At 61.3% G+C, this 12,405-nt stretch carries 11 protein-coding genes; 2 read left to right on the top strand and 9 right to left on the bottom strand.

The features are described 5' to 3' along the window. Positions 1 to 3 precede the first annotated feature (3 nt). From ACE3PP_RS05285 to ACE3PP_RS05275, 3 genes are all read right to left on the bottom strand, one after another. The gene (locus ACE3PP_RS05285; RefSeq protein ID WP_374378757.1) at positions 4 to 1,896 is read right to left on the bottom strand and encodes a sugar ABC transporter ATP-binding protein; all 1,893 of its coding nucleotides are present in this window, start codon (positions 1,894 to 1,896) and stop codon (positions 4 to 6) included. A gap of 112 nt (positions 1,897 to 2,008) precedes the next feature. Continuing rightward, positions 2,009 to 2,992: a substrate-binding domain-containing protein gene (locus ACE3PP_RS05280; protein WP_374378754.1), complete on the bottom strand. Its 984-nt coding sequence runs from the start codon at positions 2,990 to 2,992 to the stop codon at positions 2,009 to 2,011. 82 nt (positions 2,993 to 3,074) lie between these two features. Then, complete coding sequence (locus tag ACE3PP_RS05275) at positions 3,075 to 3,869, bottom strand: FadR/GntR family transcriptional regulator (RefSeq protein WP_374378751.1); 795 nt, start codon at positions 3,867 to 3,869, stop codon at positions 3,075 to 3,077. Positions 3,870 to 4,061: 192 nt separating this feature from the next. On the opposite strand from ACE3PP_RS05275, the gene otnK reads away from it, so the two are divergent. Further along, positions 4,062 to 5,330, top strand: a complete 1,269-nt coding sequence (gene otnK, locus ACE3PP_RS05270) for a 3-oxo-tetronate kinase (RefSeq protein WP_374378748.1) — start codon at positions 4,062 to 4,064, stop codon at positions 5,328 to 5,330. After that, positions 5,327 to 5,971 (top strand): 3-oxo-tetronate 4-phosphate decarboxylase, encoded by a 645-nt coding sequence (otnC, locus tag ACE3PP_RS05265; protein ID WP_374378745.1) that lies wholly within the window; start codon positions 5,327 to 5,329, stop codon positions 5,969 to 5,971. The genes otnK and otnC overlap by 4 nt, the downstream gene beginning before the upstream one ends. A gap of 4 nt (positions 5,972 to 5,975) precedes the next feature. On the opposite strand, the gene ACE3PP_RS05260 is transcribed toward otnC, so the two are convergent. The 6 genes from ACE3PP_RS05260 to ACE3PP_RS05235 form a co-directional block, all read right to left on the bottom strand. Continuing rightward, positions 5,976 to 6,620, bottom strand: coding sequence for a dimethylsulfonioproprionate lyase family protein (locus ACE3PP_RS05260; protein ID WP_374378742.1), 645 nt, complete (start codon positions 6,618 to 6,620; stop codon positions 5,976 to 5,978). A gap of 84 nt (positions 6,621 to 6,704) precedes the next feature. Then, positions 6,705 to 8,216, bottom strand: coding sequence for an FGGY-family carbohydrate kinase (locus ACE3PP_RS05255; RefSeq protein ID WP_374378740.1), 1,512 nt, complete (start codon positions 8,214 to 8,216; stop codon positions 6,705 to 6,707). A gap of 10 nt (positions 8,217 to 8,226) precedes the next feature. Further along, complete coding sequence (locus ACE3PP_RS05250; protein WP_374378737.1) at positions 8,227 to 9,024, bottom strand: BtpA/SgcQ family protein; 798 nt, start codon at positions 9,022 to 9,024, stop codon at positions 8,227 to 8,229. A 28-nt stretch (positions 9,025 to 9,052) separates the two neighbouring features. Continuing rightward, complete coding sequence (locus ACE3PP_RS05245; protein ID WP_374378734.1) at positions 9,053 to 10,174, bottom strand: ABC transporter ATP-binding protein; 1,122 nt, start codon at positions 10,172 to 10,174, stop codon at positions 9,053 to 9,055. Positions 10,175 to 10,186: 12 nt separating this feature from the next. Next, positions 10,187 to 11,086: a carbohydrate ABC transporter permease gene (locus ACE3PP_RS05240; RefSeq protein WP_374378731.1), complete on the bottom strand. Its 900-nt coding sequence runs from the start codon at positions 11,084 to 11,086 to the stop codon at positions 10,187 to 10,189. A 27-nt stretch (positions 11,087 to 11,113) separates the two neighbouring features. After that, entirely contained in the window at positions 11,114 to 12,391 is a 1,278-nt protein-coding gene (locus ACE3PP_RS05235) for a sugar ABC transporter substrate-binding protein (protein WP_374378728.1), read from the bottom strand. Between the last annotated feature and the right edge of the window lie 14 nt (positions 12,392 to 12,405).

Below are 12,405 nucleotides of genomic sequence, written 5' to 3'. Positions count from 1 at the left end.
TTTTCAGTCTCCGGCATGGAGGGCGGCGACACGGGCGGCGATGAGCTCCGGCGGCGGCAAATCTTCGCCGGCCGGAAGGGTGAGCCCGATCCAGCCCAGATCGTTGCCGCGCCGGCTGCGCATGGGCAGCAGCAGCGTGGCACGGTCGCCGGCAGCCTCCGTCACGAATTGCGGAACGCGGCTTTGAAGGGCCGCTGGAATATGCGTCGCGGCGATGGCACTGGCACGACCGGGGTGGAGGCCTGTGTCGAGAGCACCGGGCGCCTGTGTGGCACCCAGGCAGATCACCTCATCCTCTTCCAGCAGTGCCCAGATTCCGGCGCCACCGTAATCGCGGGTCAGCTGCTTCAGGAAATCCGTGTTGCGCGCCGTCGAGGTTCGCGGAGCGGCAAGAAGCGTGAGCTTTTCCTCGTCAAGAACAGCGGCCGGCAGATCGGCAATGCTGGTCCCGTCACTGATGACAACGACCCGGTCGCTCAGCCCCAGCAGTTCCTCGAAATCCGACGAGATCACGACGACGGCAACGCCGCTCGCGGCGATCTCCCGTAACAAGGCGTAGATCGAGGCGCGGGTGCCGATATCGACGCCCTTCGTCGGCTCGTCGAGAATGAGAATCTTCGGCTCCAGCAGCAGCCAGCGGGCAATGACGACCTTTTGCTGCATGCCGCCGGAAAAAGTCAGGAGATTGGCATCGAGCCGGTCGGCCGGTAGATCGAGGCTGCGGATAAGATGCGCCATGCGCTGCGCCCGCTGCGCGTAGCCAAGACCGAAGCCCTTGTGCTGGCCGATATGGGCGAGCAGCAAATTCTCCCGCACGGTGAGGTCCGGGACAATGCTTTGGAAACGGCGATCTTCCGCAACCAGACCGATGCCGGACTTGACCGCATCGGCCGGCTTCTGCGGCCGGATCTCGCGACCGTCGACCTTGATGATTCCGCCTTGGCGCGGCCGCAGACCGAAGATGGCTTCGGCCGCCTCGGACCGGCCGGCGCCGACCAGGCCACCGAGGCCCAAAATCTCGCCGCGGCGAACCGCAAAGGAAATGTCGCGCACGGCGGGCGCCGCCGCAAGATGCTCGATTTCAAAGACGGTCGGCGCGGAATGGGCCGGTTCGGCACGCTCCTGTCGGGCATAGACACTGCCGATCTCCTGCCCGACCATGTGGCGAATGATATCGGATTGCGTCAGGCTCGCCGTCGGCAAGGCATTCGCCACGGTGCGGCCTTCACGCATGATGGTGACGCGGTCGGTGATCGCGAAGACTTCTTCCAACCGGTGCGAAACGAAAATCAATGCACGATTGTCGCTGCGCAATCGCGACATGATGTCGAACAGGCGCTCAACCTCGCTGGGGCTCAGCGACGCAGTCGGTTCATCGAAAATGAGAAGATTGGCATCAAGCGCCAGCGCCTTGGCGATCTCGACCAACTGGCGCTGGGCCGCCGACAGACGCCGTACTTCCTGATCGAGTGGCAGGACATGCTCATGCCCGAGACGGGCAAGGATCTCGCCTGCACGCTTGCGCAATGTGGCATATGAAAGCCTGCCACCACGGCCGAGCTCAGGGAGAAAGATGTTTTCGAGGACCGACAGATCGGGCGCGAGGCTGGTTTCCTGCGCCACCAGCACGATACCGGCACGCAGCGCATCACGGGTCGAGTGCGCTTCATATGGCGCACCGCGATAGGTGATCTCGCCCGAATCGCGGCGAATATGACAGGTGATGACGCGAGAGAGAGTTGATTTGCCGGCACCATTGGCACCGAGGAGGCCGTGAACTTCGCCGGCACGGAGTTCCAACTGCGCATCGACCAGCGCACGCGTGCGCCCAAAGCTCTTCGCCACATGGCGGGCTTCCAGAACGATATCGGTGGGGTTCGGCAGAGCGGCAGTCAATTCTTCATTCCTGGCCGTGGTCTTCAAAGATGTTCGAGCAAAGAGAAAAAAGGATCAAGACCGGCCGAAGGATTTCGCCCTAGACCGGTCTTGATGGGAGGTCGCCAGGTAGTTACTGCACTTCGTTCGCGAAGACGGTTTCCTTCACCGTCGGCAGCAATTCGTCGATGTTCTTGCTGGTAACGACCAGGATCGGCACCAGGATTTCCTTTTCCGGCGCGCCGCCTTCAAGATGCGTGAAGAGGGCTTCGGCCGACTTCTCGCCCATCAGGAACGGCTGCTGCATACCGGAGACGACGAGCTCGCCCGATTTCAGCAGCGGCACGAACTCGGGAATGCCGTCGAAGGCCGCAACGGCCACTTCACCCGTACGACGCGCTGCTTTGATGGCGCGCAAGGCACCGATCGCCGGCTGGTCGGTCTGGATGAACATGCCGCGCATATTCGGATTGGCGGTCAACATGTCCTGGGTGAATTTGAAGGTCTCGTCGGCGGTGTAGGATTGCATCTGCTGCAAACCGGCATCACCGGCAATACCGGCGGCCGTGATCGCATCCTTGAAACCCTTGGTCCGGGCCTGACCGTTCTTGCGGGCCTGCGAGATCGACACGATGCCGACCGAGCCGTCCTGCCAGCCTTTTTCCTTCATGATCTCGCCCAACGCTTTGCCGACGCCGTTGGCGCCTTCATAATTGTCCGAGATGATGAACGAGACATAGTCGCCGCTGTTGGTGCCGATATCCGCGATGACGACCGGAATATTGGCTTCCTTGGCGAGCTGCAGGACGGCGGGTGCCGTCGAGCTGTCGGTCGGCGAGATGACGATGCCGGCAACACCGCGGGCGATCGAATCCTGCGCGTTTTTCAGCTGCTCCTGCGCGCTGTTATGCGAATCCAGCGCCTGGAATCCATAACCCTTGTCCTTGGCGATCTTCTCGACGCCCTTCGACAGGTAACGCCAGAACGGCAGGTCGAGCCCCGGCGTCAGATAGACGATTTCCTTGCTTTCGGCGAATGCCGGCATCGAGCCGCCGAAATTGGCCGCAGCGACAACAGCGGCAGCGGTTGCCATGCCGATAAATGAACGACGCTTCATAGTTTTACTCCTCCCGATTTGCCGCGTTTATGATGTGTGCGGCGGTTGCTTGGTGATGGCGATGAAAGGCCGGCGCCGCTCGTCAGGCGTCGGTGTCACCTCCTGCCTTCTTTGGCTTGCGCGGGGCATTGGCCGCAGTCGACAGAATGGAACGCGTGGTGGTGTAGATGCGGTCGAGGTGATGACCGAAAGCCGTCAACACCGCTGCACGATCATGGCGCTCGAGCGCATCAACGATCGCGGCGTGCTCTTGATAGCTCTTTTTGATGGCGCCACCGTGCGCCAGCACGCGGCGCCGGTAATCCATCATGTAGGTGTAGAGATCGGTCACCAGATCAGCGAGCAACGGATTTCCGCAAGCACGATAAATGGTGACGTGAAACTCACGGTCGCAGATCAGAAACTTGACGGGATCGTCGAAACACTCCGCCTGCGCGCTCAATGAATTGCGCAACCGCTCCAATGCCTCGTCAGTGATGAATTCGGCGGCGTCGCTCACCACCTGACGCTCGATCAGCAGACGGGTCGCGTGAATCGTCTCAAGATCGTAGCTGTTGATCACCGCATGTTGTGCCACGCCGACATGGAATCCGTTGAGGTCGGTGCTGATCACCCGCGTACGGGCGCCTTGACTGACCTCGACCACGCCGCGCGCGGCAAGGATTTGGATAGCACCGCGCACGGTTTCGCGGCTGACGTCGAGTGACGTCGCCAGTTCGCGTTCGCTGGGGAGTTCGTCATCAATGTGGAGAACGCCCGAAGCAATGAGGGCGGCGATCTTGTCGCTGATGATGTCCTTGGCAGTCCGCTTGGTCAGGCTCTTGCGCAGATCCTTCGCCTCGGCCAGCAGCACACGATTGGTATCGAGCGCCATCATGTCGCCATTCCCCCGCCCAGATGCGGCAATTGCTTCGGCCGCTTGTAAACTGTATTGCTGGTCTGATAACCAGACCAGTTGAAGCTAATGGCTGGACGGGCATCGAGTCAAGCCGGGCTGTGGCGGCGACGGCCCTCTCAGTCTTTATTCATTTTATTCAAGCGGTTAGAATAAATCCGAGGAGATAGAGACATGTTGCTGGGTGCAGTCGCGGACGATCTGACCGGAGCCACCGATCTGGCGCTGACCCTGGCACGCGGCGGCATGCGCACGGTTCAGGTCATGGGGACCCCAGCCCCGGATCTCGACCTTTCCGGCGTCGATGCCCTGGTGATCGCCTTGAAATCGCGCACCATTCCGGCGCCGGCCGCGGTCGCACAATCGCTTGCCGCGGCCCGAGCCCTTGAGGCGCTGGGCGCCCGGCAGATCATCTTCAAATACTGCTCCACCTTCGATTCGACGCCAGATGGCAATATCGGCCCGGTGGCTGATGCGTTGCTCGATCTGCTGCAGACGCCGCTCACCATCGCCTGCCCGGCCTTTCCCACCAACAAGCGCACGATCTATCAGGGGCATCTCTTTGTCGGCGACCTGCTGCTCTCCGACAGTCCGATGAAGGATCATCCGCTGACGCCAATGCGCGATGCCAATCTGGTGCGCGTGCTTGGCGCCCAGACCAAGCGCAAGGTCGGCCTGGTCCCCTACCAGATTGTCGCCGCGGGTGCCGACGCGATCAAATCCGCTTTCGAGAGAGCGACGGGCGATGGAATTTCTCACCTCGTCGTCGATGCCATCAGCGATGCCGACCTTCATGCCATCGGCGCTGCCGTCTCAGACTTGCCGCTCATCACCGGCGGATCCGGCATTGCCCTCGGCCTGCCGGAAAATTTCCGGCGCCAGGGCCTGCTCGCCCAACGTCAAGGCGATACCGATTTTCGCGCGCCGCATGGCCGGCGCGTGATCCTGGCCGGATCCTGCTCTGCGATGACACGGCAACAGGTGGCAGCGGCCCAAGCGGCCGGCTGCCCCAGTTTCCGCATCGATCCGCTGGCGATTGCTGCCGGCAAGCTTAGTGCCGCCGATATCGTCAATTGGGTCGTTGGCCAGAACAATGTCGACAAGCCGCCACTGGTCTACTCAAGCGCCGACCCGGCGGAGGTTGAGGCGATCCAGGGGCAATTGGGCCGGACTGAGGCCGGCGAAAGCGTCGAACATTTGCTGGGCGAGGTTGCCGTAAGGCTGCGCGACATCGGCTTTATCGAATTCCTGATTGCCGGCGGCGAGACGTCAGGCGCGGTCGTCGGTGCTTTGGGCGTTGCGGCCCTGCGGATCGGTCCCGAAATCGACCCTGGCGTTCCCTGGACCGTGAGCCTTTGCAAGCAGCCATTGGCGCTGGCGCTGAAATCGGGCAATTTCGGTGCGGTCGACTTCTTTCTCAAGGCCTGGGGCAAATTGCCATGACCGCCGTTCTCCGTGAAGAGACCCGACAACGCGACGCTATCGTACGCATCGGCAAGTCCTTGTTCGATCGTGGCCTAACCTTCGGCTCGACCGGTAACATCAGCGTGCGCCTGGGCGATGGGACGATTCTGGCAACGCCAACCAACGCATCCTTGGGCGATCTGGATCCGGCGCGCCTGTCACATCTGGATGCCGAGTGCGGACACTTGTCGGGTGATCAGCCGACCAAAGAGGCCTTCCTGCATCATTGCGTCTATTGCGCCAGGTCTGCAGCGGGCGCCGTCGTTCATCTTCATTCGACGCATTCGGTGGCCGTGAGCATCCTGGCCGAGATCGACCCCGAAGATGTGCTGCCACCCCTCACCGCCTACTACGTGATGCGCGTCGGAAAACTGCCGCTGGTACCCTATTTCGCACCGGGCGACCGGGCGCTTGCAGAGGCGGTTCTGGCGCGGATCGGCAAGGCCCATGCCGTGCTGCTCGCCAATCACGGGCCGGTCGTGGCAGGCAAGACTCTTGCCGACGCACAATATGCGACCGAGGAACTTGAGGAGACAGCCAAGCTCTTTTTGATGCTACAGGGGCGAAGGCTGCGCCCTCTGACGGCCGAGCAAGCCGACGCTCTGCGCCCGAAAGACTGAGCGATCAGCGAGAGGCGAGTTGGCTTTCGAGCGACGTCCAATCGGACGCTACGTCCACGACAGCCGGCGCCAGCACATTCTCCGTCCAGGCATAAAGGCAAAGCAACGGCACGTCTTGGACCAGCGTTGCATGGACACGATTCGGCTCGTTCCAGATGACGGCACCGGCCGCCTTTTCTTGCCATTTGCTATCCACGCCAAAGCGCCAGTAGCTGGGACCGGTGAGCGGTAGATAGAGTTCCCGCGCCGGGTGATGATGATCGCGATAGAGCGTATGCGGGGCGATCAGCAGGAAACCGAGATCGACATCACGGTGCCAGTTCGGATCAGCATCCGCAATGAGGCTCGCATAGGCATGGCGGCGCGGAAAAGCCGTGCCGATTGTCCCGGGCGCATAGGCGCCATAACTTTCCCAGTGCAGGTTTGACCGACCGATGAGTGCCGCCAAGGCAGCGCCTGGACCGGCATGGGCCACGGATAGCGCTTCGGACAGGTAGCCGCAGAGCGGCTGGTTGGGTGGACGTTGTGCAATGGCGACAGCCAAGTCGCCCACATCGTGCAATCGGGCGCGCACCTCGTTCAATCCCGGCGCACCGCCAGCCTGCTCCAAAAACGCCCCTATCCCTTGCCACAATTCCGCATTCGACACGACACCCCTCCCCGCTTTAGCGCAAGGCTAGCCGAGATCATGCCTGCGGGGCAATTCGCCCTGCTATCGACGGTCAGGTTTTGTTCAGTCGCCGCCAAGCAAGGGGTAGAAATTCTTCAACCTGCCATAGAGGTCGCGCCAGAGACGGTATTTGTGATCGAGCTGGCGGTGGCGCTGCGGATCGGGCTGGAACGTCCGGCCGGGCGAAACGTAGGTGGCAATCGCCGACCAATCCTTGATGGCACCAATGCCAATTCCAGCGACAAAGGCGGCACCGAGTGAGGAGCCCGGGTGACGATCGACACGGGTGACCGGCAGGTCCAGTGCATCGGCCGCAATCTGCAACCACAGATCGCTTGCCGCCCCACCATCCGCCGCGAAGACGCGCGTCGTGGCAAGGCCCAGTTCGTGGAAAGTCTCGACATGATGGCGGAATCCGAAGACGACGCCCTCAAGAGCTGCGCGCCAGACATGCCGGATGTCATGGTTGAGGCCGAGACCGACCAGCGTGCCACGTGCATGCGGATCCATCAGCGGTGTCTTCTCGCCGAGAAAATAGGGCAAGAACAGAACCGCACTGTCCGCCGGTACCGACAAGGTCTCGCGGTCAAGATATTGGTGGGCTGAGAGGCCGGCGACCTTCGCTTGTTCCCGGGCGCCGCCACCCCAATTGGCGATCACCCAGTTGAGGAAGCTGCCGCTCGAGGCCATGCAGCCGTTGGGAAAATAGAGACCCGGCACGATATGGTAGTCCAGAAAGAGACGTCGGTCCGCGACCGGCTTGTCGGAAGAAAGCAGAATATCGCCGGCACCACCAAACTTCAGCACCAGATCGCCGTTGCGTGAAGCGCCGCAGACAAAAGCCGAGGCAACATGATCGGCGCAACCGGCAACGACTGGCGTCCCCGCCACCAATCCCGTATGGGCGGCGGCCGCTGCCGTCACCTCACCCACCACGTCATGGCTCTTGCGGATCGGCGCCAGCAGACTGGAATCGATACCGGCAAGGCCCACCAATGCCGGATGGTAGCGACCCGTCGCCAGTTCGACGAAGCCGGACTCAAGCGCCCAATTGTGCTCCACCTGGATCGTGCCCGTCAGGCATGAAGTGATGAAGTCGGACGCGCCGACCACATGCCGCGCCCTGGCAAAGTGTTGCGGCTCATGTGCGCGAAGCCACATCAGCTTTGGTCCCACCAGCTGCTGGCTGTAACCGACACCGGAGAGCGCCAGGAAATCCGCCTCGTTCATACCCGCGGCGAAGGCGCCCAGCTCTTTGACGGCCCGGGCGTCGTTCTGCTGGATGCTGCGCCGGAGCGGACGGCCGGCTTCGTCAAGCAGGATCACCGTCGGCAACATGCCGGTGACACCGACAGCTGCAATGTCCTTGGCGGCGATACCCGTCTTGGCAAGGAGTGCGCGGCAGATCGCTCCCACATTCTCCCACCATTGCGCGGGATCCTCCTCCGACCAATTGGGATGGTCGGAATGAAGCGTCACCGGACGGCTTTCGACCCCCAGGCTGTTGCCTTCGGCATCGATCACGATGCCGATGGTCGAGGTCGTGCCGATATCGAGGCCAAGAAGGTAGGGCATGGGCGCGATCTCAGCGGATCTTGCGCACCTTGTCCATGAAGCGGCTGACGCGCGCCTTGTCGACCGCCTTCCAGGTGTCGCCATCGACCTTGAAATGGGTACCGATCACGGCGCCGTCGGCGATCGCCAGAATATCCGCCACATTGTCGATATTGACGCCGGTATTGGCAAAAACGGGGGTATCAGGCAGCACGTCTTTGACCACCTTGAGATTGCCGGTTTCGACTGCTTGGCCCGTCATCGGCCCGGAAACCAGCACGACATCGGCGAGCGAGGAGAAGACGGCGCTCTTGGCGCGCGCCGCGATCGACCGGTCGCCGACCGGCGAGGCAAATTCGGCGTTGATGTTGTACATCAGCTTCATGTCGCCGCGGTCGCAATCGGCGCGCAAGCGAACGGCCGTCGCCGCATCCGGCGCCCACAGACCCATATCTGAATCATAAACACCGGTGAAGATTTCGCGCACGAAGCGGGCACCGCTGGCGACTCCCAAGGAAACGCTCGCGACCGGGTCCCACAAATAATTCACGCCGAAGGGAATCTTGATCTGGCGCTTCAGTTCGCCCACGGCAAAGGACATGGCGGCGAGTGAAATCGGCGACGCCTTGAGAAGATAGGGCCGGTCGCCTTCGTTGCCGAACATGACGGCATCGACGCCGCCTTCCTGCAGCGCCGCAATATCGGCGGCGGCTGCGTCGATCAGCTTCTGCATGCCGCCCTTCTTGTCATAGAGCGGCGAGCCCGGCAGGGGGCCGAAATGGATCATGGCGATGATAGGCTTGTTGCTGCCGAAGGTTGTCTTGATCATGATCTGCTCTCTGCTTTCAATGTGTATGTCAGGCGATCTGCGGGCGCGCCAACGCGACACCGCTCTCAGCATCAAAGAGATGCATTTGGGTAAGATCGTAGTGGAGGGTCAGCATTTCTCCCGGCCGAGCCAGGAAATCGCGCGGCATGCGTGCCTGGATTTCCGGTCCGCCAGGGCCGCCGAGTTCGGCCACCAGGATCACTTCCGGCCCTAGCAGTTCGACGGCGACTGCCTGGACGGCGACGGGGCTCGATCGGTTGATGATGGGACTCAAGTGAAAATCCTCAGGCCGCAAGCCGACCGTGACGTTGCCATCGGCATGACTGGCATAGGCCGCACGGAATGCCGCCGGGACCGGCATGCGCGCGGCACCGACCACAGCCGCCAGATCCCCTTGTCCTTCGCCTTCAAGCCGGCCGGCGATCAGATTCATCGGCGGGCTGGCGAGGAAGCCGGCAACAAAGGTATTGACCGGGTTGCGATAGACGTCGAGCGGCGCGCCAACCTGGACGATATGGCCGTCCTTCATGATGCAGATGCGTTGCCCCATCGTCATCGCCTCGATCTGATCATGTGTCACATGAATGATCGTGGTGCCGACCTTGTGATGCAGTTTGATGAGTTCGGTACGCATCGCTGCGCGCAGCTTGGCATCGAGGTTGGAAAGCGGCTCATCGAGCAGGAAGGCCTGCGGCTCGCGCACCAGGGCGCGCCCCAGGGCAACGCGCTGGCGCTGGCCGCCGGAGAGCTGTGCCGGCTTGCGGTCGAGCAGTGGCCCGATGCCGAGCATTTCGGAAATCGCCTTGATGCGGCGCTCGATCTCGCCGGCGGCAATGCCGCGCAGCTTCAAACCGAAGCCCAGATTGCCGGCGACCGTCATATGCGGATAAAGCGCATAGTTCTGGAAGACGATGGCAATGTCGCGATCGGCCGGATCGACATCGTTCATCCGCTTGCTGCCGATGAGAAGGTCCCCCTTGGTGATCGATTCCAGGCCGCCGATCATGCGCAAAGTCGTCGACTTGCCGCAGCCGGATGGGCCGAGGAAGATCATGAACTCGCCGTCCTTGATCTCCAGGCTGATATCGTCGACGGCGACGACCGATCCGCCATAGACCTTGCTGATATTCTTCAACTCAATGCCGGCCATCGGCTGTCACCCTCAGTTCAACGAACGCATATAGCGATAGAGATAGGCCGTGAGGCCCAGGATGGCGGTCAGCAGGATGATCGACATGGCGGATGCCTCGCCGATGTTCAGGCTGACGAAAGCCGTGCGGTAGATGAAATAGCTGACGAGATCGGTGGCCGTCCCCGGCCCGCCGCGCGTCATGATGTAGATGAGGTCGTAGGTCTTCACCGCGAAGATGAGGCGAATGAGCAGGGTCACCACGATGACCGTGCGCATCATCGGCAGGGTGATGTGGATGAAGCATTGAAAAGCATTGGCCCCGTCGACCCGCGCCGCCTCGTAAGGTTCTTTCGGCAACGACGAAAGACCCGCCAGCAGCAGCACGATCATGAACGAGACCTGATGCCAGATATCGACCAGAATGATGGTCCAGATGGCAATCTTGGTGTCGCCCAGCCAGTTGACCGGCGAAATGCCGACGGTGCTGAGCAGATAGTTCACGATGCCGAGATTGGGATGCAGGAACATGCGCCAGATGAGGCCGACGATGACCGGGTTCATCAGCAGCGGACACAGTAGGATCGCGTAATAGACCGGTTTGAAGCGTTCGACCTTGTTGAGCATCAAGGCGACGCCGAAACCGATCACAAACTCCAGTAACACCACGCCGATAACGAAGCGCGCGGTCAGCCAGATCGCGTGGCGGAACTCGGCATCGGCCAGGGCCAGTTTGAAATTGGTCAGGCCCGTGAAGATGTCGAAGTTGGGCGCGATCAGCGTGTATTCGTGAAGCGACGTGAAGAGAGCCGAGAGAACGGGAAAGAGAATGATGAGAAAGAGAGCCGTCAGGCTGGGCGCCGCCATGGCGTAGCCAAATCGGCGATCGCGCCGATCGGCCACCGTGTCGGTCGTTCCCAGCCTGACCATCATGCTTCTTCCCCGTCCCAATCGTCTCGGTTACTGCAGCTTGCCGTCTTTCTTGGCGAGTTCGGTGAACTCGACCTCGATCGCAGCCAAGGCATCCTGCGGGCTCTTTTCGCCGGCAACAGCAAGGCTCAGCTCACGGCCCAGCACTTCGACCAGCTGCGGCGTGTAGGTGAAGACCGCAAAATTGTGGCTGGTGAGCAGCAGCTGCTTGAGAGCAGCGGCATAGGGGTATTTTGCCAGAACTTCGGGATCGTCGAAGACGTCGGTACGGGTCGGCGAACCGCCCTGCAACGCGCGCTTCTTGGCAATTTCCTTCGACTCCACCCATTTCAGGAACTTCCAGGCGGCATCCGGATTGGGGCTCGATTTCGGAATGGCCCAGCCCCAGGCACCGTTGAGGCTGCCGCCCTTGTCCGGCGAGACACCCGGCACCGGCATGATCTCCACCTTGCCGACGACGGCCGACTTGCTGGGATCGTCATAAGCGGCACGGAAGAAGTTATAGGTGATGTAGCTATAGGCCTTGCCCTGCGCCATCACGTTGAAGGCTTCATCGAACCCGAAGCTCGCCGAACCGACCGGGCCATACTTGTTGACGTTGGCGGCGTATTGCTCGATCGCCTTGACGCCCGCTTCCGTGTTAAGCGTCGGCTTCCAATTGGCGTCGTGATACTCGCCGCCATTGGCAAAGAGATAGTTCGACCATTCCATAGCGATCGGATCCGGGCGCAGGCCCTGATTGACGACGCCGTAGAAGCCATCCTTGGTGAAGAACTCAACCTGCTTCAGATACTCGTCCCAGGTTTGCGGGACGCGCAGGTCCATGCTGTATTTGGCCTTGAAATCAGCCTGGTTCTTCGCATCGGCGAGGAGATCGGTACGATAGGTGAGGCCCATCGCGTAATTGTAGAAGGGCAGCATATAGGTGGTGCCGTCGACCTTGCCGACGAGATCCATCAATGCCGGGATATAGACCGAGGTATCGATATTGTCGGCCTTGATCCGGTCGTCGAGCGGCTGCATCCAGCCGGCTTTGGCGAATTCGCCGACCCAGTAGAAATCGACGACGATGGCCGAATAGCTGCCCTTGGGGGCGACCAGCTGCGGCACCAGCTTGGTGTGCATTTCAGCATAGTTGACGACTTCGAGATTGACGTCGATCCCGGTTTCCTTGGTGAATTCCGGCACCAGCGTCTTTACATATTCCGTATCCGGCACGCCTTCCATCAGAATGCTCACCGTTTCGGCGGATGCCGACCCGATGAAGCCAAGGGCCATGACGGAGCCCAGCAGCAATTTCTTCAGCATGTTCCAACCTCCCT

Source organism: Dongia sp., from assembly GCF_041910485.1.
Taxonomy (GTDB): Bacteria; Pseudomonadota; Alphaproteobacteria; order Dongiales; family Dongiaceae; genus Dongia.
This window is presented reverse-complemented; position numbering and strand designations above follow the sequence as displayed.